The sequence below is a fragment of the Candidatus Accumulibacter cognatus genome, from assembly GCF_000584975.1.
In the GTDB taxonomy this organism is placed as follows: domain Bacteria; phylum Pseudomonadota; class Gammaproteobacteria; order Burkholderiales; family Rhodocyclaceae; genus Accumulibacter; species Accumulibacter cognatus.
The window spans coordinates 1-20,536 of the sequence record NZ_JDST02000047.1; the positions used below are offsets into that span (position 1 = coordinate 1).

17 protein-coding genes are annotated in these 20,536 nt (G+C 61.4%); 10 read left to right on the plus strand and 7 right to left on the minus strand.

The genetic code is table 11. The annotated features are described in order from the left end of the window. Positions 1-54 precede the first annotated feature (54 nt). The 9 genes from AW06_RS09245 (at position 55) to AW06_RS09290 (ending at position 11,773) form a co-directional block, all read left to right on the plus strand. Complete coding sequence (locus tag AW06_RS09245) at positions 55-876, plus strand: undecaprenyl-diphosphate phosphatase (protein WP_034949043.1); 822 nt, start codon at positions 55-57, stop codon at positions 874-876. Position 877: 1 nt separating this feature from the next. After that, complete coding sequence (locus AW06_RS09250) at positions 878-1,450, plus strand: YqiA/YcfP family alpha/beta fold hydrolase (protein WP_273704554.1); 573 nt, start codon at positions 878-880, stop codon at positions 1,448-1,450. Positions 1,451-1,458: 8 nt separating this feature from the next. Continuing rightward, positions 1,459-3,381, plus strand: coding sequence for an RNB domain-containing ribonuclease (locus AW06_RS09255; RefSeq protein WP_034949045.1), 1,923 nt, complete (start codon positions 1,459-1,461; stop codon positions 3,379-3,381). Between the two features lie 22 nt (positions 3,382-3,403). Next, positions 3,404-4,273 (plus strand): TonB family protein, encoded by an 870-nt coding sequence (locus tag AW06_RS09260; RefSeq protein WP_034949118.1) that lies wholly within the window; start codon positions 3,404-3,406, stop codon positions 4,271-4,273. 118 nt (positions 4,274-4,391) lie between these two features. Then, positions 4,392-5,087 carry a monofunctional biosynthetic peptidoglycan transglycosylase gene (mtgA, locus tag AW06_RS09265; RefSeq protein WP_034949046.1) on the plus strand — a complete coding sequence of 232 codons (696 nt, stop codon included), beginning with the start codon at positions 4,392-4,394 and terminating at the stop codon, positions 5,085-5,087. A 32-nt stretch (positions 5,088-5,119) separates the two neighbouring features. Further along, positions 5,120-6,703 (plus strand): hypothetical protein, encoded by a 1,584-nt coding sequence (locus AW06_RS09270; RefSeq protein WP_138677390.1) that lies wholly within the window; start codon positions 5,120-5,122, stop codon positions 6,701-6,703. Positions 6,704-6,823: 120 nt separating this feature from the next. Further along, a complete protein-coding gene (locus AW06_RS09275) occupies positions 6,824-7,918 on the plus strand; it encodes a PQQ-dependent sugar dehydrogenase (RefSeq protein WP_034949051.1) in 1,095 nt (364 codons plus the stop codon). A gap of 272 nt (positions 7,919-8,190) precedes the next feature. Next, positions 8,191-9,153 (plus strand): histidine phosphatase family protein, encoded by a 963-nt coding sequence (locus tag AW06_RS20290; RefSeq protein ID WP_138677389.1) that lies wholly within the window; start codon positions 8,191-8,193, stop codon positions 9,151-9,153. A gap of 382 nt (positions 9,154-9,535) precedes the next feature. After that, positions 9,536-11,773, plus strand: coding sequence for an EAL domain-containing protein (locus AW06_RS09290; RefSeq protein ID WP_034949053.1), 2,238 nt, complete (start codon positions 9,536-9,538; stop codon positions 11,771-11,773). A gap of 140 nt (positions 11,774-11,913) precedes the next feature. On the opposite strand, the gene leuA is transcribed toward AW06_RS09290, so the two are convergent. Next, the gene (leuA, locus tag AW06_RS09295; RefSeq protein WP_273704555.1) at positions 11,914-13,605 is read right to left on the minus strand and encodes a 2-isopropylmalate synthase; all 1,692 of its coding nucleotides are present in this window, start codon (positions 13,603-13,605) and stop codon (positions 11,914-11,916) included. 164 nt (positions 13,606-13,769) lie between these two features. Between leuA and AW06_RS09300 the strand changes: the two genes are divergently transcribed. After that, on the plus strand, positions 13,770-14,243 hold the full coding sequence (locus tag AW06_RS09300) for an Lrp/AsnC family transcriptional regulator (RefSeq protein ID WP_034949055.1): 474 nt from the start codon (positions 13,770-13,772) through the stop codon (positions 14,241-14,243). Positions 14,244-14,373: 130 nt separating this feature from the next. Here AW06_RS09300 and AW06_RS09305 read toward each other — a convergent pair whose 3' ends face one another. From AW06_RS09305 to AW06_RS09330, 6 genes are read right to left on the minus strand one after another with little or no spacing between them, the layout of a single operon-like run. Beyond that, positions 14,374-15,570, minus strand: a complete 1,197-nt coding sequence (locus tag AW06_RS09305) for a toxic anion resistance protein (RefSeq protein WP_273704556.1) — start codon at positions 15,568-15,570, stop codon at positions 14,374-14,376. Positions 15,571-15,609: 39 nt separating this feature from the next. Beyond that, positions 15,610-16,242 (minus strand): hypothetical protein, encoded by a 633-nt coding sequence (locus tag AW06_RS20295; RefSeq protein ID WP_273704557.1) that lies wholly within the window; start codon positions 16,240-16,242, stop codon positions 15,610-15,612. Between the two features lie 50 nt (positions 16,243-16,292). Beyond that, positions 16,293-17,954 (minus strand): vWA domain-containing protein, encoded by a 1,662-nt coding sequence (locus AW06_RS09315; protein WP_034949056.1) that lies wholly within the window; start codon positions 17,952-17,954, stop codon positions 16,293-16,295. After that, positions 17,951-19,117 carry a hypothetical protein gene (locus AW06_RS09320; RefSeq protein ID WP_171047213.1) on the minus strand — a complete coding sequence of 389 codons (1,167 nt, stop codon included), beginning with the start codon at positions 19,115-19,117 and terminating at the stop codon, positions 17,951-17,953. The genes AW06_RS09315 and AW06_RS09320 overlap by 4 nt, the downstream gene beginning before the upstream one ends. A 38-nt stretch (positions 19,118-19,155) precedes the next feature. Continuing rightward, positions 19,156-19,944, minus strand: a complete 789-nt coding sequence (locus tag AW06_RS20300) for a hypothetical protein (RefSeq protein ID WP_138677385.1) — start codon at positions 19,942-19,944, stop codon at positions 19,156-19,158. A 10-nt stretch (positions 19,945-19,954) separates the two neighbouring features. Next, complete coding sequence (locus AW06_RS09330) at positions 19,955-20,479, minus strand: DUF1993 domain-containing protein (protein WP_034949057.1); 525 nt, start codon at positions 20,477-20,479, stop codon at positions 19,955-19,957. Between the last annotated feature and the right edge of the window lie 57 nt (positions 20,480-20,536).

The following is a 20,536-nucleotide window of genomic DNA, read 5'->3' on the forward strand; positions in this document are numbered from 1 at the left end:
AAAGGCCGACAGGCTGCTAGGTGCTAGAATGCCGCTTTTTGTCGAAAGCCCTCTGTGGACCTGTTGCTCCTGCTGAAAGCGCTGATTCTCGGTCTTGTCGAAGGCCTCACCGAGTTCCTGCCGGTATCATCGACCGGCCACCTGATCCTCGCTGGCGACCTGCTCGACTTCAACGATGAGCGCGGCAAGCTATTCGAGATCGTCATCCAGTCCGGCGCGATCCTGGCGGTGTGCTGGGAGTATCGCGCGAAGCTCTCGCAGGTCCTGCTCGGACTGGCCAGCGAACGTGCCGCGCAGCGTTTTGCACTCAATCTTCTGGTGGCCTTCCTGCCGCTGGCGATCATCGGCCTGCTGTTCGGTAAGACGATCAAGGCGCATCTGTTCAACGCGCCGGTGGTGGCGCTAGCCTTCATTGCGGGCGGTTTCCTCATTCTCTGGGCCGAGCGGCGCGAACATCGCATTCGCGTCGAATCGGTCGATGATCTGTCGCTGACCGACGCTTTCAAGCTCGGCTGCGCACAGGCATTGGCATTGATCCCCGGCACCTCGCGATCAGGAGCGACGATCATCGGTGGCCTGTTCTTCGGCCTGTCGCGCCGTGCAGCTACCGAGTTTTCGTTTTTCCTGGCGATTCCGACGCTGATCATCGCCACCCTCTACCAGCTCTACAGGGAACGCGCACTACTCTCCTTCGACGACCTGGGAATGTGGGTCGTCGGTTTTCTGGCCGCCTTCATCTCGGCGTTCTGGGCAGTGCGCGGGCTGCTTCGCTACATCAGTACGCACGATTTTTCGATTTTCGCCTGGTACCGCATTGTATTCGGCATCGTCGTGCTGCTCACCTGGCATTACAACTGGGTTTCCTGGACCTACTGAAGTGACGACTCCAAACATTCTTTATCTGCATGGCTTCTGCTCGTCGCCAGCGTCCTGGAAGGCCAGGTTGCTCGGTGAACGCTTGGCTGAGATCGGTTTTGGTGACCGTTTCCAGTGCCCTCAGTTGTCGCCGGTGCCGCTGACGGCGATTGCCAGGGTCGAGGCGCTGTTGGCCGGCAACGACGGTCCAACGACGCTCGTCGGCAGTTCGCTGGGGGGCTTCTATGCCAGCTGGCTGGCCGAAAAGCACGACTTGCGCGCAGTCCTGATCAACCCGGCAGTCATGGCACCGATGCTGCTCGACGGGATGGTCGGCACGCATCGCAACTTCCATACCGGCGAGACCTTCGAGTTTACGTTGGCGCACGTCGACCAACTGCGCGCGCTCGACACGCCGATCGTAACGGCTGCGCGCTATCTATTGCTGATCGAAACCGGAGATGAGGTGCTCGACTACCGTCAGGCTGTCGCGCGCTACGCCGGCTGTCGCCAGATGGTTCTTGCCGGGGGCGATCACAGCTTTACACGCTTCCCTGATCTTGTACCGCAAATCATTGAATTCTGTAGGCTATAATCGCTGCAATGCATGTTCTATTCGAAGAAGAGGGGGCTTTCAAGGCAGCCACCATCGTGACCGACAACGAGACCTCGTTGCAGGTCGAAACGGCCTCGGGCAAGCGCAGCAAAATCAAGTCGGCAAACGTCCTGTTGCGCTACAGCGAACCGGCAGCGACGGGACTGCTCGATCAGGCGGAAGCACTGGCTGCCGATATCGAGCCCGAATTTCTATGGGAGTGTGTCGGTGACGGCGAGTTTTCTTTTTCTGATTTTGCCAACGAGTACTTCGGTCACATCGCCACGGCGCTTGAAGCCACTGCGCTCCTTCTGGCCCTGCATGCGGCGCCGATCTATTTTCATCGCAAGGGCAAAGGTCGTTTCCGCAAGGCACCGACCGAGATTCTCCAGGCCGCCCTTGCCGGCCTCGAAAGGAAACGCCAGCAAGCCCTGACCATCGAGCGCATGGTTGGAGAACTCAAGGCCTTCTCCTTGCCCCCCGAGTTTCTGCCCATCCTCAACCAATTGCTCTACAAGCCTGACCGCAACCGCAACGAGACCAAGGCACTCGAAGCAGCGTGTAGTGAAACGGGTTTGTCGGCAGTACAGTTGCTCGAAAAGTGTGGCGGCATCCGCTCGGCACACGACTATCACCTGAAGCATTTCCTGCTTGAACAGTTCCCGCACGGTACGGCTTTCCCGGTGACGGCGGCACCGGCACTACCGGTCGGTCTACCGCGTGCCGATGTGCAGGCCTTTTCGATCGACGACGCGACAACGACCGAAATCGACGACGCGTTTTCCCTGCAGACACTGCCTGGCCTGGGCTGGCGGGTCGGAATCCACATTGCAGCACCGTCGCTGGGTATCGCACCGGGGTCGCCACTGGACCACATCGCGCGCGCCAGGCTGTCGACGGTCTACCTGCCGGGCAGCAAGATCACCATGCTGCCGGATACGGTACTGGATTCCTTCACCCTTTCGAGTGGCCGCGACTGCCCCGCCATTTCGCTGTATCTCACGGTCAGCCCCGAGTTCGAGATTACGGCCCACGAGTCGCGCATCGAAATCGTTCCTGTGGTCGCCAACCTACGCCACCACGACATCGAACCGCTGTTCAACGAGCAGACGATTGCCGATGGTCTGCCCGAGTTTCCCTTCCATGATCAACTGCTGACCCTCTGGCACCTCGCCAACGCCTGCGAAGGCCGACGCGGCAAGCCTTCGGCGGTGCAAGGCCATTTTGACTACAACTTCCGGGTCGACGGCGATCTCGGAGATGCCGAGGCCTGCCGAATCGAGATTTCCGCACGCAAGCGTGGCAGCCCGCTCGACAAATTGGTCGCCGAGTTGATGATTGTTGCCAACAGCACCTGGGGCGGGCTGCTGGCAGCACGGGGCGTGCCCGCAATCTATCGCGTACAGACCGGCGGCAAGGTGCGCATGAGCACTTCGCCGCAGCCGCACGAGGGCCTCGGGGTAAAACAGTACGCCTGGTCGTCGTCGCCGCTGCGTCGTTATGTCGACCTGATCAACCAGTGGCAGTTGATTGCCAGCCTGCGGGGAGAGACACCACCGTTCGCGGCACGTTCCGACACCCTCTTCACCGCAATGCGCGATTTCGAGCTGACCTACAGCGCCTACGCCGAATTTCAGCGCAACATGGAACGGTACTGGTGCCTGCGCTGGCTGCGCCAACAAGGAATCGACCGCATCGGGGCAACGATCGGCCGCGAGAATCTCGCCAGGCTTGACCATCTGCCGCTGGTACAGCGAGTACCCTCGGCACCGGAACTCAAACCCGGCCAGCGTATCCGACTGCGTATCGAGTCGGTCGACTATCTGACCCTGGCACTGGGCTGTCGCTATCTCGAAACCGTCGCCGTGGCAGGAGCCCGTATCGAGAATGCCGCAGAGGAGGCTCCGGAGGTCCTGGAGGCGGTCGATTGAGGTGAGCGCCGGATCGCGTGAAATGGTTGTACGCTGGTTGGCAACACATGCTCTGGGGCTGGCACTCGCGGCCTCGCTGCTTCTGCATGGTCTGCTGCTGTCGCTGCACTTTAGTTACCCGGATCCCTCGCGCGTTATCAAGGACCGCGCCTTCGACATCATTCTGGTCAATAGCCGTTCAGCTCGCGCTCCTGCCGACGCGCAGGTGCAAGCGCAGGCCAATCTCGACCATGGCGGAAATACCGAGCAGGATCGCCGAGCCAGGACACCCTTGCCGGCTACCCCCAGACATCAGGTGGGTGACGACCTCGAACACTCGCAAAAGCGCGTCCAGGCCCTCGAAGCGCATCAGCAGCGACTGGTGGCGCAAAGGGAGAGCAGGACCATGGTCGCTGCGAAAGCCGAGAAGGAGGCACAGCCCGATCCGGTGCACAATGTCAGCGGTCGCGACCTGGCGCAAAGCGCCTTGGCGATGGCACGTCTCGAAGGCGAGATCGCCAAGGAACTCGACGACTACAACAAGCGGCCACGCAAGAGATTCATCGGCGCCAGCGCAGTGGAGTACCGCGATGCACAATACCTTGATGAATGGCGGCGAAAGATCGAGCACGTCGGCACGCTCAATTACCCGGAAGCAGCGCGGGGCAAACTGTACGGCAACTTGGTCATGACGGTGACTCTCAGGAGCGACGGCACGGTCGCCGGAATCGAGATCAACCGTTCCTCAGGGCACCGTATTCTCGACGACGCAGCGCGGCGGATCGTTGCCATGGCCGCACCGTTCGCCGAATTCCCACCCGCCATCCGGCACGATACCGACATTCTGACGTTTACCCGAACCTTCAACTTCACTCAGCGTGACAGCCTGGAAACCAAGGCCGGCAAGCGATGAGCACTGGTGACTACGTATTCGGCAAGCCGCTCGACCACTTCAAGCCCAAACCTCCTGCCTTCGCCATGGGGAGGGGCATCATGCGACGCGCCGGGGCTACGAAGGTCGTCACAACCGGATGAGTTTCGTGTTGCTGTGGGCCAAGCGGCTGCTTCTCGGCTGCTTCGCGCTGCTGCTGCTCTACCAGTTCTGGCTATTTGGATGGGTCCTGTGGTGGAACTGGGTCAACCCGGACACCACTCGTTTCATGAACATTCGCCTTGAGGAGTCGCAAGTCAAGGATCCACAGGCGCAACTAAAAAAGCAGTGGGTCGGCTACGAGCGCATCTCGATCAATCTCAAACGTGCGATCATCGCGGCCGAGGACGCCAAGTTTGTCGACCATGAGGGCTTCGACTGGGAAGGCATCCAGCACGCCATCGAAAGGAATCAACAAAAGGGACGTGTCGTCGCCGGTGGATCGACGATCTCGCAGCAACTCGCGAAGAACCTCTTTCTGACACCCGCCAAGACCCCGTGGCGAAAGGCTGAAGAGGCAGTCATCACGCTGATGTTAGAATCCGTATGGAGCAAGCAACGGATCCTCGAGGTTTATCTCAACGTCATCGAGTGGGGCAACGGTGTTTTCGGAGCCGACGCCGCCGCGCGTCATTACTATGGCGTTTCCGCCTCGCAGCTTTCACCCGAGCAAGCTGCGAGGCTGGCCGGAATGGTCCCCAGCCCGCGCTTTTACGACCGTAACCGCAACGCACCGGGATTGGCCAGAAAAACCGCCATCATCCTGGCGCGCATGCGCTCTGCGGATCCACCCTGACATCGGTGAAGCATAAGAGAGTGTTGACCATCATGAACGATTCAAGCGGCCGCGACTTCCCCGACGCGGAGACGGGAGAGCGGCTGATCGACGACCAGCAGTTTCGCGAGCTGATCCGCGCACGCTGCCGGCCACTGCTGGAACTCGTCCGCGGCCTGACTGCAGGGGGGGTCGGCGAGCTCGCTCTGACGCGGCTGCTGAGTGGTCGGCTACTACTCGAATCGAGCCAGATGGAAGAGCTGCTCGACGAATACGGAGCTTCCCAGAACCGCCGCTGGAGCCGCTTGCGGGCCCTGGTCGCGGCGCTGCGCAACTTCGCACGCATCGGACGGACCCTGGCGCATGTGCAGCGTCGCCTGCCGACCTACCGCCTGCTGGCGGTGGACGCCGATTTCCATGCGGCGACGGGCGAACGCCTGTGCCTGGTGGGCAGCGTTGTCAGCGCGGTGGCCACCAGTCTGCTGGAGGAAGCGCGGTTGCTCGGTGTCGCGATCGCCGACATCGTTCCGACTCCGGAGGATTTTGCCGAACAATTGCCGCCTGGTCGCCTGGCTCGCAATCGCGACGACCGCATCACCACCGACGCGAGCATCACCGTCACCTACCTGGCAACGGAGTTCCTCAATCTGGCGGCGGAAAGCGAGCTGTTGCGCACTTCGGCCCGCGTGCCGCCGCAGGACTATGCGCATTGCTTCCCGGATCCGGTCAGCGAGGAACGTCTGCGCCAGCTCAGCTTCCGTTTCCACAATCTGCAGTCACTCTACGATACCCATGTTTCCAGAACCTGGGTCGAGACCTCGGACCCGGAGCTGTCGATCCTGCGCGGCCACGCCAGCGTCATCTATCATCTTCTCAAGATCGCCACTGACCTGGCCCACTACTACGAGCGGCACGTCAGCCCGCAGACCGGCGATGGTCTGCTGTGCGAACGGCCGGTGGTCGATACCGACGCCATCATGGCCACCCTTTTCGCCTACGCCATGGCTTTCTCGAGCGATGTTCTGGACGGCGGCCAGCGCCTCAGCCAGCACATCCTGCGCCGCTACGCCGAGCCGGGGCGGCTGGAGGTTCCGGTGCCCAGCTACCGGGGCTTCCACGTGCGGCCATCGAATCTGGTGGCGCGCATCGTCGCGCATTACGGCAGCGAGGTGCAGATGGATCTGGACGGCAAGCTCTTCGACGCCGGCTCGCCGCTCGACCTCTTCCGCGCCAACGAAACCATCAATGCTCGCAAGCGGCGCTGGCTGGCGGCGGAAATCGCCCGCGTTCATCCCGACCAGGATGGTGTACTGGAGCCTTCGGCGATCGCTGCCGCCGTGCTGGCCATCGTGCATCGGCTGTCCGGCGAAGGCAAGGTGATTCTCTACCGCCAGCCGCTGGAGATCTCTGACGAAATCGGTCGCCGTGAGGGTGGTGTCCTCGAAAACACCGTTGCCGAGATCGCACGCCTGCAGGCCACGGGACAACTCGACATCCGCACCGACCTGACCGTTACCTTCATCGGCGACAAGCGCGTCCTGGCCGATGTGGACGTCCTGGCCAGGGTTGGCTACGGTGAGGATGGTTTCGGCAACAACGTGGTGCTGCCAAAGGAACTGTCGTATCTGCGGCGCTGAAGGGGTCAGGCCAGCCAGTTGACCGAGAACCCACGGAAGTCGCCTGCCGGCCCGCACGGTGGATTGCCCGGCTGGTAAGGGGCCCGTGCCGACCCCTGCCATGAAGAACTTGCTCCCGCCATGAGAACATTGCTTACCTTTACCCTTTTGGCATGGGCCAGTGTGGCCGCGGCGCTGCCGTTGGAAACCATCAAGTTGCCGCCAGGTTTTGCCATCGAGCTTTGGGCGCGTGTCGACAATGCCCGCCAGATGGCGCTCGGCGGTGTCGATGCCAACGGCGGCATCCTCTATGTCGGCTCGATGCGCGCCGGCAAGGTGCATGCGGTGCGCTTCGATGCCGCCTATCGCGCTGGCACCGTCACGCGCATCGCCGACGGCCTGCCATTACCGACCGGCCTGGCCTGGAAGAACGGTGCGCTATATGTCGCGGCGGTGAATCGCATCCTGCGCTACGATGATATCGACCGTCGGCTCAATCAGCCGCCGGCGCCGGTCATCGTCACCGATTCACTGCCGAAGGATACCCATCACGGCTGGAAGTTCATCGCTTTCGGGCCGGACGGAAAGCTCTACGTTCCCGTCGGTGCGCCGTGCAACATCTGCGCCCCCGGCGATCCCTATGCGGTCATCCTGCGGATGAATGCCGACGGATCGGGCCGTGAAATCTTTGCCCGTGGCGTGCGCAACAGTGTCGGTTTCGACTGGAGCCCCGAGGACGGTGTCCTGTGGTTCACCGACAACGGCCGCGACTGGCTGGGCGACGACACGCCGCCGGACGAACTCAACCGTGCCCCGCGCCCGGCCATGCATTTTGGTTTTCCCTACTGCCACGGCGGCGAACTGGCAGATCCGGAATTCGGCGCGCAACGCAGATGCAGCGAATTCGAGCTGCCGGCGCAAAAGCTCGGCCCCCATGTCGCCAGCCTCGGCATCCGCTTCTACACCGGCAGCATGTTTCCCGCCGAGTACGGCAAACAGATCTTCATTGCCGAACACGGCTCATGGAACCGTTCGAGCAAGATCGGCTACCGCATCAGTCTGGTGCGCGTGCAGGAGGGGCGCGCCGTCGCCTACGAGACCTTCGCCAGTGGCTGGCTGCAGAATCAATCGGCCTGGGGCCGCCCGGCCGACGTGCAAACTCTGCCCGACGGCTCGCTGCTGGTCTCTGACGATTACGCCGGAGCCATCTACCGCATCACCTGGCGCAAACCATGAAAGCGGCAATCCTCCTCGGTCAGCCTGCTGCGGAGCTCAGGCATGTCTGGTGGCGGGGCAAACCTGCCAGCTGCGCTGGCCAGCAAGACGCCAGCGCAGACACCGCTAGCAACAGCAGGCTATGGGATGCCAAAATGCCGGGATGCCGATTCTGCGCGTATTGTTGATGGCACGCCGGCGTGAACCATCGTTTATCATAGCGTCGTGAGGAGAGACTGCGCCGGGATTCCGGGATTGTCCTCGTTGACCAACACTGAGGGGAAAGTTTCGCCATGAAGGGAAAGACATTGCTGGTATTGCGGCACGGTAAGTCGGACTGGAGCACCGGTCACGAGGATTTTCAGCGCCCGCTGGTCGAACGAGGTCGTCTCGGCAGCCAGAAAATGGGGGCCTGGATCAAGCGCCAGAAACTGGTACCGGACGCGGTGCTCAGTTCCACGGCCGAGCGCGCGCGCGCCACGACGACGGCTGCCTGCAAGGCGATGGGGGTGCCGTTGAGCAAAGTGCGCTGGGACGACCGTCTCTATGCGGCGCCAGTCGAAGATCTGCTGGCGGCGCTGGCCGATTGCCCGAAGAGTGCCCACCGGGTGATGGTGGTCGGACATAATCCGGGGCTCGAAGAACTGATAGATTATCTGAACGAAGGCCAGATCGAGGTTCCGGACGATGGCAAGGTGCTGCCGACTTCGGCACTCGCCCAATTGGGAATGATCGAAGACTGGACGAAGCTCGAGCCAGGCTGCGCCACTCTGGTCTCGGTCACCCGACCAGGACAGGTGCCGGACGATCTGGCCATGGACGACGAGCCGCAGGGTCCGGTTCCTGACTACTTCTTTACCCAGTCGGCAGTGCTCCCCTATCGTCGGATCGATGGCCAACTGGAAATCATGGTTATCGCCTCGCGCAAGGGAACTCGCTGGGTGATCCCCAAGGGTGTCAAGGAACCCGAGCTGTCCTTGCGTGATTCAGCCGGCAAGGAAGCACTGGAGGAGGCCGGCGTGCGCGGTCGCCTCGACGAGCAGCCGATTGGCCATTACGATTACAAGAAATGGGGCGGTGTGTGCCATGTGGCGGTATTTCCAATGGAAGTCAGCGAAAGCGTTCCCGAAGACGAGTGGGAAGAGAGCCACCGCGAACGGCGCTGGCTGGAGGTCGGGAAAGCCAGGGGCATGGTCAACGAGCGGGCCTTGCGCAAGCTGATCGACAAACTGGCCAAACGGGTCGGCAAACGCTGAAGCGAAGAAGGATTCTGCAGACGGCTAGCGGTAGTGCATGCCGTCACTGTAACGTCTGGCCGCCGGTTTTTGCCGTCGAGGGCAGAGATCGTGGAAAGCGAATGCGCCTGCCGGGCATTTCGCCAGACGTTCCTCATGATTCAAGAGAGATTCGGGTCGAATCTATAAGCGCTTCCAGAAAAGTTCTTCGGCATTGATACGGCGGCATTCCTCGGGCTGGCGCTGTTGGAATGTCGGGAGACTGATCCGATGGCAACATGCCTGTCCCCGGAACTCTTGAGCCGGATCCGAAATTTGCTGACAATAGATGCCGCGCTAACCATACCTGTTGAGCGTATCTGGACATCGGACACCAGACCCTTTGCCACAGGGAGGAGCGGGCATGCATGATGTGAATGATGAACTGGTCTTCGTCGAAGACGACGGACCTTGGAGCGATAAAGACGGAGCGGCCTGTCCGTGGCGAATCCTGGTGGTGGACGACGATCCGGGAGTTCATGAGGCAACCCGCTTCGCTCTTGCCAATATCATCATTCTCGATCGTCCTCTGGCGCTGTTTCATGCCAGTTCGGGAGCCGAGGCTGTGGCCCTTCTGCGGGTCACGGAAAAAATTGCGGTGGTTCTCCTCGACGTGGTCATGGAAAGCGACGATGCCGGCCTACGCATGGTCGATATCATTCGCAACGAGCTCAAGCTGGCCAACTGTCGCATCATTTTGCGTACCGGCCAGCCGGGCCAGGCACCGGAAGCCGAAACGATCACCCGCTATGACATCAACGACTACAAGACCAAGAGCGAACTGACCCAGAACAGGCTGTTCCTCACCCTCACCACGGCGATTCGTTCCTACGACCAATTGCTGCGCCTGGATGCCACCCGCAGGGGTCTGGAAAAGATCGTCGCCGCCAGTAACCAGTTCATCGCCGAGCAGGGATTGCAAAGCTTTGCCGACGGCGTCATAACCCAGATTGCCGGTTTGCTCGGCGTTGAGCCGGAGGGCCTGGTCTGCTGTGCTGCCGCCCAGGACAGCCCCTTGGTCAATGGTCGCCGCGAGTTTCACATCATCGCCGCTGCCGGCCATTTTCGTGCGCTCATCCAGCGGCGCCTGTGCGAGATCGACGACCCACGCATTCTCGGTCAACTGATGATGGCGCTGAAGGAGCGCCGCAGCCTCATTGAACCCAACAACATCACGCTCTATTTCGCCAAGACCCCTGCAGAGGGTTTCGCGGCCTTTATCGATTCGGCCAGGCCCATCAGTGAGGTGGATCAGGAACTGCTCAAGGTCTTTTGCACAAACATCGCGCTTTGTGCGAAGAATATCGAGCTGGTGACAAAACTGCGCCGTGATGCCTTCTTCGACCGGCAGTTGGGCCTGCCCAACCGTACGGCACTGGTTTGCGAACTCGACCAGACGATGACGAAACAGGAGAGCGGCTGTGCCCTGGCCATCGTTGACATCGACCAGTTTGCTGTGGCCAATGATTTGCTCGGTCACGACTACGGCGATGCCCTGCTCAAGGCGACCGCCCAGCGTCTGGGTGAGCACCTGCCAGCCAACGTCTTCATCGCCCGCCTCGGTGGCGATGCCTTCGCGGTCATGGGTCCGAAAATTTCGGTCAACGGGGAAACCATCCAGGCCTGTTTTCAGACTCCTTTCGTGATCGAGGGAGTGCACCAACCAGTATCCGCCTGCGTCGGCATCACTCTGCTGGAGAGCGGTCTACGTTCCGGGATCGAGTACATCAGAGACAGCTACCTGGCTCTGAAACAGGCGAAAACGGCTGGCCTGGGGCAAACGGTGCTGTTCTCCCAGGAACTCGGCAGCGCAGTTCGGGAGCGCGCACATCTGCTGCGCGATCTTCGCCTGTCCTTCGAGCAGCAGCAATTGTTCCTTACCTATCAACCCCAGATCGAACTGAGTTCTGGCCGCATCATCGGCGTCGAAGCCCTGATGCGCTGGCGTCGCGAGGACGGTGCTCTGGTGCCGCCGGAAAGCTTCATTCCCATTGCCGAGCAATCGGGCCTGATTGTCGATATGGGGCGCTGGCTGCTGCAGACAGCCCTCCAGGCACTGCAGCGTTTTCGCGTCGTCGGCTGCACGGACCTGCGGATGGCGGTGAACATCTCGCCGGTACAGCTACGCCAACCGGGTTTCATCGAGTCGGTCAGCGAGGCACTGCACTTGACCCGGAGCAGACCCGCCGATCTAGAACTGGAAATCACTGAATCGGTCGCCGTCGGTGGCCTCGAACCCGTCATTGCCCTGCTCAAACGCCTGCGTGCCATGGGAGTGACGGTGGCCATCGACGACTTCGGTACCGGTTACTCGTCCCTGGCCTATCTCGACAAGCTGCCGGCCGACCGTCTCAAGCTCGACCGCAGCTTCGTCCGCGCTCTTGAACGCGACGACAACGGTACCCGCATCGCCCGCATGATCGTCGTCCTTGGCCGGGAACTGGGTTTGCAGGTCATCGCCGAGGGTGTCGAAAACCAGAAACTGGAGGAGCTGGTCATGGCTCTGGGTTGCAACGAGACCCAGGGCTACCACTACGGCCACCCCATGCAGGAAAGCGAATTCATTGCCTGGCATGCCCGGTACAAAGGAAAACAGGGTTGAAATTCTCCAGTTTCGACCAATGGCCTGGGGGCATCCCCCAGGACGACAGCCTGGCAGATGCCGGTACCACCTTTACCATCAGCCTGTCCTCGTCGCACTGACCATACTGGCTGCCGTTTGAGTGCTCCCGCCCGGAACATTCATGCGGCCCGTGTTTTGCTGCCGACGCAAGCGCTCGCGGCCAGTCGATTGACGCCATTTACCAAGGCACGGATTGACGCGGTCACGATATTCGCATCGATGCCCACGCCGTAACATTCGCCAGCGCTGCCGGCGCGCGTCAGTTCCATGAACGCACAGGCGCTGGCATCGCTGCCGCTGCCGCTCATCGAGCGTTCTTCATAGCTGCGCACCTGCAAGATCAGACCGGCGCCACGCAGTGCCTGTACCGCTGCATCGATGGGACCATTGCCTTCGCCCGCCAGCAAGTGCGCCCGGCCGTCGATCTCGACGCTGAGGCGGATGCCCTGGGCGCTACCATGCTCGAAAAGGTGGTGTTCGATGTAGCGCACGGGATGATCGACGCCGAGATAGCTTCTGGAGAACAATTGCCAGATGTCGGCGGCGCTCATTTCTCCACCATGGCTATCGGTATGCACCTGTACTATCCGCGAAAACTCAACCTGCAGGCGACGCGGCAGGACGATGCCGTATTCGGCTTCGAGCAGGTAAGCAATGCCGCCTTTTCCGGATTGGCTATTGACCCGAATGACCGAATCGTAGCTGCGGCCGACGTCGGCCGGGTCGATCGGTAGATAGGGAATGCTCCACGCGGCATCGGGCTGCTGAACGGCAAAACCTTTCCGGATCGCATCCTGGTGCGATCCGGAAAAAGCCGTGAACACCAGGTCGCCGACGTAGGGGTGGCGCGGATGGATCGGCAGACGGTTGCAGTGCTCGACGGTACGTGCGACGGCGTTGATGTCCGAGAAATCGAGACCTGGCGGCACGCCTTGCGTGTACAGATTGAGCGCCAGGGTGACGAGGTCGACATTGCCGGTACGTTCGCCATTGCCAAAAAGGCAACCCTCGACGCGCTCGGCGCCGGCCATCATCGCCAACTCGGCAGCAGCCACCGCCGTGCCGCGGTCGTTGTGCGGATGCACGCTGAGGATGATACTGTCACGGCGCGCGAGGTGGCGGTGCATCCACTCGATCTGATCGGCGTAGACGTTCGGTGTCGTTACCTCGACCGTTGTCGGCAGATTGAGAATCACCTTGTCCTCTGGCGTCGCTCTCCAGGCGGCAGTCACCGCGTCGCAGATTTCGAGGGCAAAATCGAGCTCGGTGGCAGTGAAGGTTTCCGGGCTGTATTCCAGCACCCATTCGGTCTCCGGTTGTGCGTCGGTGAGTTCCCTGATCAGGTGTACGGCGGCGACTGCCATGTTCACGACCTCGGTCTTGCTCAGCGCAAAGACATGCTCCCGGAACGGCTTCGAGGTGGCATTGTAGACATGCACGATTGCCCGCCGCGCTCCTTTGAGCGATTCGATGCTGCGACGGATCAGGTGCTCGCGAGCCTGCGTGAGCACCTCGATGCTGACATCGTCGGGAACATGGCCGCCTTCGATCAACTCGCGAACGAAGTCGAAATCGGTTTGTGAGGCGGAAGGGAAGGCCACCTCGATTTCCTTGAAACCGATCTTGCAGAGGGTGCGGAACAGGCGCATCTTGCGTTCCGTGTTCATCGGCTCGAAAAGTGCCTGGTTACCGTCACGCAGATCGGTGCTCATCCAGATGGGTGCCGTGCTGAGGGTTCGACCCGGCCATTGACGATCAGTGAGTTTGACTGCCGGGAAAGGGCTGTACTTGAGTGAAGGATTGTTCAACATGATCGTGGGCTCCTGAGTGTTTGCTGACAGGACAGATGCTACGCAGGATTGCCCGGCAGGTGTTTGCGTTTTTGTGCGCATTACACTACATATTTCGCAGATAATTGCTTATAATATAATAATAAAAGCAGATTCTGCGGTGAATCCTCTTCACAGGAGACTTTATGGTCCTTGATCGCTTTGACCGACAGATTCTGCAGGTCCTGCAGCAGGAGGGACGCATCAGCAATCAGGAACTCGCCGACCGTATCGGCCTTTCGCCATCCCCCTGTCTGCGTCGCGTTCGTGCCCTCGAAGAAGCTGGTCTGATCACCGGCTACCGTGCGCTGCTCGATGCCAGGGCACTCGGGCTGTCACTGATGGCGCTGATCCACATTTCGATGGACCAACATACGCCCGAGCGTTTCAGTCACCTCGAAGCGGCCATCCGGGAAATTCCCGAGGTCATGGAATGCCTGCTGATTACCGGCCAGGCCGCCGATTACCAGCTCAAGGTGGTGGTCAAGGACATGGATGCCTACCAGGACCTGTTGCTCAATCGCATTACCGGTATTCAGGGGGTGACCGGTGTGCATTCGAGCTTTGTGTTGCGCCGGGTGGTGGACAAGACCGCCTTGCCGGTTGGTGGCAAACCGTGAGGCCAGGCATTGCTTGGGACGCGCTTGCCAGTGCGTCAGGAGATCGCCTCTAACGCATCGGTTCAAGCTTCTGGCCATGGCTTCGCGACAGTCGACACGGTCATTGACGGCACCTCCTTCCCTGTACTGCTCAGTTCGCCGCAGTGTCCCCGATCGCCTGCCCGGCGCGTTCACGCCGCACGCGGTCGAGGTATTCGCGGCTGCGCGCGAGTTCGCTTTGCAGAATCTCGTTGTTGCGGCCCATCACCGTGATCGCCTGGCTGCGGAAGTCGTCGATCGCGTCCATCGCCTGATAGGTCTGGGCAAACATCTGCTTGATCTCTTCAATGCCCAACAGCGGGTTTTCGGCGAACCGGGTGGTCCCTGACACATGCGCGTTGAGTTGCTCGCCAGTTTGCTGAATCAGGCGACCGATGGTGCCGCTGACGCCTTGCAGCATGTCCATCACCTCGACCTGATTGCCGGTGGCGCGTGCCACCGTTTGTGCCACGGCCAGGGCGCTCATGCCGGTGGTGGCCACACGGGTGCAGCCATTGATCAGTTCGCGGCCGGTTTTCTTGATCACGTCCAGCGCCAGATAGCCATTGATGCTGACCGCCTGCTGGGTCAACATGTCTTGCAGATTCTGGCGGGCGTAGAACTGCACTTCCTGCTCGAGCGCCTTGGCACGCAGTGGATCGGTGACCCTGAGCCCCTCGACTTGCTGCGCCAGGCGGGTGTCCAGCATTTCAGCGAAGCGGATTGCCTCGGCCATTTTCTGCATGCCGTCCCAGATCTTGCCGCGCTGTGACTCCAGTGCAAGCAGGTCTTTCTGCACTTCGTCGCGCGCGGCATAGAGCTGGCCCATGATGACCTTGATCTGCGTCGCTGCCGTCTGGTAGCGTCGGAAATAGGACTGCAGTTTACTGCCCCAGGGAATCAGGCCCAGGAGCCGCTTGGGTTCCAGCAGATTGCCCTGGTTGCCAGGGTTGAGCTTGTCGAGTTCGCCGCGCAACTCGGAGATGGCCTGAAAAGCCGGCGTCTCCTTGGCGCTGACGAAATTCTTTTCGAGCAGGCGGCCTTGCAGCAGCGCGGCCGATACCGATACTTCCTGTCGACCCAGCGCAAACGTCTGATCAAGCTTGTCCTTGAAGTCCTGCGAATGCAGGTCTGCCGACATCAGCACACCAAGAAAGCTCTCCACCTGTTGTTCGATTTCGCTCAAGCGTTCGGGTTTGACGGTGACCAACTCCACGGCCTGGTCCTGATGCACCGGTGCCATCACCTCGGGCGGGGTCAGTTGAAACGCAGGTTCAGCGGCAGTGCCGGATTGCCGGTCAATGCGCATGGCCCAATCCTCCTGTAGGTTGCAGAAAATCCCGGCGCTTCAACGCAGCGCCTGTTTGCGCGTACCGAACTTTTCATCCAGAAAGCGCGAATGCGCCAGAAAAGCCTGCGCGTCCTGGCCGGCCAGATCATCGGCCAACTGCCCGACCTTGGCGGACAAGTCATCCAGCGCCAACACCAGGGTGTCGTGGGCGGTGCGGCCATTCTCGAGCAGGCGCTCGCTGGCGAAGTCCTTCGGGATCGACAGATAGGTCTTCAAGGCCTGTGGCAAATAGGCGCTGGCCAGATGGCGCGCATGAAACTCTTCTTCCAGCGACAGCGTCCCCTTGCTGCCCTCCCACTGGATCAGCAGACCCTCCAGTCGATCACAGAGGCCCAGCACTCGCTGCTGCAGGATATTCGAGAGACACTGATCGGGATTGTGCATCACCAGGCTGCGAATGCCACGCAAAGCAGTGTCTATCACCTGCCGGGCATCGCCATTGTCGTCAAAGCTCAGTTCGGCCTCCCAGGGCCTTTTACCCAGCACGGGAAAGCCGAACAGCAGTCCGCCCGCGATAAAACCTGCCAGATAGCCGCCCAGCGCGAGCAGGTAGGCCTCGGGGCCGAGCAGGCCCGCACCCTTCAACAACAGCGGTAGCGCGGCCAGGAGAAGCCCGCACCCGTTGGGCATACTGCTCAGGCCACGCAGGGCGCGGCAGCTCCAGTCTGGCCATCGGCTGCTCACTGGTAGGCCCGAATGTCCTTGAAGACACTGTAGAGCGGCGTATGGCGAGCATCAAAAACGAGCCCGCCGGTGACCTTGACCAGGGCTTTCAACTCGGATTCCTGGGCGTCACCGAATAGGATCATGAACACCGGAATCGCTCGGGCATCCTCGGACAATCGGGCATAGTCCTCCTGGAAAGCCTGGAAGCCACGGCCATGGGAGTTCTCGCCATCGGTGAAACCGATCACCGAGTACTGGTAATCGGGGTGCAGCTTCTTCTGTTCGGCCATCATCTGGAGGGCTACCAACACGCTGTCGTACAGCGCGGTGCCGCCGTCAGCCCGCAAGGTGTCGGCATAGGCACGCACTGCGGCCATGACCTTGAGCTTGGCGGCTGACTCGGGGTTGGCGGCAAGACCCTTGCCGGCACGCTTGCCGGCTGGAATCTCGAACAGCTCGGGCTTGCCTGGCCTGGTCGAGAACGGCAGCAGCCAGACCTTTTCGCGCTCGTTCAGGCGGGCGATGCGCCCGGTCAGCGAAGCGTCATCGCCCGCCACATAGTGAATCGCCTCGATCAGGCGCTCCAGCCGCTTTTCCCTGCCCATGCTGCCGCTCACGTCGAGCACGAAGGTCGACGCCACCGGCTTGCGAAACTCGTTCAGATAGGCCGAGATCAGCCCGTCGGCCAATTGCCGGTTGGGTGAGAAGGGCAGTTCCACGAGCAGGCCGGAGCTGGTAAAGCGGCCCGCCAATGACGCCGCCACTTCGCTGTTGACCGGCCGGCGCAGGGTCTGCTGCGCCAGCCAGGTCTGGGCTTCCTTGCCCTTCAGCCAATCGACCAGCTTGAGATAGTCTTCGCGCCGCGCTTCGTCGAGCAGCATCAAGGGATAATCGGCCGTGGCCACGCCCTCGCGCGGATAGACCAAGAGCAGCTTTTCGCGCAGCTTGCCGCTGGCGTTGAGACTCAGAAGCCAGCTTTCGTAGTTGATGAAAGCGTTCAAGCGCGGCCCCTGGCCTTCGATGAACTTCTCCGACAAATAGCTGGAGTTGTCGCCGCTCAGTTTGTAACCCTTCAGGAATGTGGCGATGGCTTGGCGATTCACATCCTCCGGCGCCAGCGCTTCGGCCTTGCCGGCCGCCGCCGCCACGACGCCCATCAGGGCCATGAACCCCTGGTTCGAAGTGGCCGGGTTGGAAAGGGCATAGAACAGCTTGCCCGCGCCAGCGGCCTCGGTGATAGTCTTCCAGGTCACCTTGGCGGCGACCTCGGGCCGGTCCCAGCCGAGCGCCCGGGCAGCCGATTCGCTGACTCCCACCGCAATCGGCGAGAGCATGATTTTTTCCTGCAGTTTGACGCGGCTCTGGCCCTGGCTGTCGCTGAGCAGGTATTTGGCATTGGCGAACCAGGCAGCGGCGGCATGGGCACGCCCGGTCAGCACCGCTTCGGTACTCTCCATCGTGCCGCCATAGCGGAACCTCAGATTCACGCCGGTGGCCTGCAAGGCCATTTTCTCCAGCGCCTGGGCATCCTTGAGGTCACTGGTGGCGAGCACCTCGAACACCGGCGCCGCATGGCTGGCGGGTGGTGAGGCCGGAGCAGGCGAGTCCTGTTTGCCGCAAGCGCTCAGGATGGCGAGCAAGCCGGCCAGCAAGGCAATCCTCAAGCAGATTTTCATTTCGCCATCTCCCGGGTCAGCACCTCCACCATCTCCGACATCAACTCGTAGGCCGGCGGGTCGATGACCTGGCTGATACGCTCCTGCACCCCCAGACCCGAGGGTTTGACGGCGGCCGTAAACAGAGCGGGGTCGGCGACGCGCAAACCGTATTCGACCGCAATCCTTTGCAATTCGGGGTTGCCGGCCAACTCGGCCTGCACGGCGCGAGCGCGCGCGCTGGTGGCGAGCAGGACGAACTTGTTGACGATCGTCGGTTCGGGGTACATCAGCACCATGTCGGGCTGAATTGCCTTGCTCCGGTTCAGTGCATGACCGACGATCTGATATTCGTAGATGAAAGCCAGCGGCGCCTTGCCCATGCCGATCTGCAGGTAGTCGTCGAAGTTGCCGTTGACATAGTTCTCCTGGTAGCCCTGACGCTTGAACAGCCCGGCCAACTTCTCGGCCGCGGCACTCGCGCTGGCGCGGTCGGTCACCACTTCGCCGAGCAGCGCATGGCTGGCCAGTGCCAGATACATGACCGCCGAATTGCTCTTGCGCACATCGGTGGTGGATACCAGCACCCCTCGGTTGACCGCAAAAGCCTCTGCCGCCTTGAGTTCGCTCCAGCGTTTCCTGGCCAGCATCGCCGCTACCAGGCGCTCCATGTTCAGTGCATAAACGCGCTCGCCGCTGGGTCTAGCGATGCCATTGGCCACCAGGATCGCAGCGATCGGCTGCCAGCTCGCCACCACCATCGGGCTGTTGAACGGTGCAGTCTGAGTGGCGTTGATGCCCGCCTTCCGGGCCTCGTCGGCGATCTGATTCGCCGCCAGCACGCCGGCCGGGAAGTAGAAATCGGCCACTCCCCCCGCAGGGCCGCCGCCACGCATCGCCGCAGCAGCGAGCTGGGCAGCCATGTCGCGGCTGCCGACGCGGGTCACCCTGACTGGCAACTTGCGCTCGCGCAGGATCTTTTGTACCCGGACGTCCGCAAAAAAGGGCTCCAAGTCGACGGACACCAGGCCGCTCATTTCCGTCACGCTGTCCACAGCGCCACGTTCCTGTGCCTCCGGCCGCTGCAGTTGCTGCCCCTGGTGCTCCTGCGTGGCATACCAGAGCGCCCCCCCGAACAGTGCCAGTACCAGCACTGTGGCCAGCAGCCTCTTTCCAGCCTGCATCACATCACTCGGCGGCATGGCCCGGTCATGGGGGCGAATCATTCGCCTCGATAGGTCACCTGGCTCAGGATCTCCGGGCTGCCTTCAATCCGGGTGACCTCCTTGTTGCGCGACCAATAGACGTAATAGGGCCCGGAGCTCGCCCACCAGTAGCGCCAGTACAGGACGTCGAGCCAGGGTGTCTCGTCGCTCTGCGGGTAGCCGGCGGCCATGATCACCTGTTCCCTGGTCATTCCCCGCATGACGCGACCAAGCCAGATGGCCTCGCGGATTAGCGGTGGAAAGGTGGCCAAGCGCGTTCTCGGATCGTCGAGAACGACCACCTTGTTGACCCATTGCTCGGTGGTTTCCTGGCCCCGGCCGTAATCCAGGCCCATGCGCATGGGTCTGCCGGCGACATCCACATAGGCACGATACCGATAACGGTCTATTTTCTTGACCGTGATCGGTGTGCCGACCGGGATGAAGGAAAGCTGCGTGTAATTGGAATCGCTGATCCAGTCGCCGCTGTAATGGAGGTTGCAGCATGCATAGCCGATACGCACCGGGAGCGCTTGTTCCGTCTGCGTCGACTGTGCGTCGCCGGGCCAGGTGCCCACCGGCCCACCGGCGCAGCCGGCAAGCAGAACAACGAAGGCGGCTACGGTCAAGCGTCCGAAAGATCTGAAAAGCGCTTTGTTGGGCATGCTTGGTGTCTCCTGCGTCTCCTGGTCGGTATCCGGATCATACACCCCTTCCCGGGTGCTGATGATGCGGGCAGCAGCGGCGTGGCGGCGTGCCCCCTGGGACGGGCGGCCGCCACCACTCAGGGGCAGGCCTGCAATCATGTCTGCCCGGCTAGCGGGTTTTCAGACGCAGTGTCCCCAGATAGTCACGCTTGCCCAAAGGGACACCCTTTGAACGCAGGATGTCGTAAGCGGTCGTGGCGTGGAAATGGAAATTCGGCAGAGAAAATGACAGCAGGAACTCTTCGGTCGTGAATGGCAAGCTGTTATTACGGAACTCGAAGATGACCGTACCACCTTCATAGGCATTGATCGCCGCGGGTGTCAGGTTCTTGAGCGCGTCGCCTGCGTCGACGATCAGTGCTTGCAGAGCCGGGTAGTCATGTGCCGGGAGGTCGGCTGGCGGCCGAAAGACGCCGTTCTTGATGCCCTCTATCGCACCCAGGGAATGATGAACAACAGACTGAACCTGGAAGCGAAACGGCAGCATGTCCGGGTAAAGGCGAGTCTCGACAATCTCCTCCGGGTCGAGATTCTTCTCCCGGCAATAGGCAAGACCTCGGTCCAGAAAGCCGCTGACCGCTGCCAGCGTTTGCAGGTAGCTCCTTACACTTGTGTCATAGAGCGAAATCGCCATGGTTGTTTTCCTGGTGGGTGCCTGGGTCGAGCTCCGGCGAGGAAGCTGCCGGCCAAC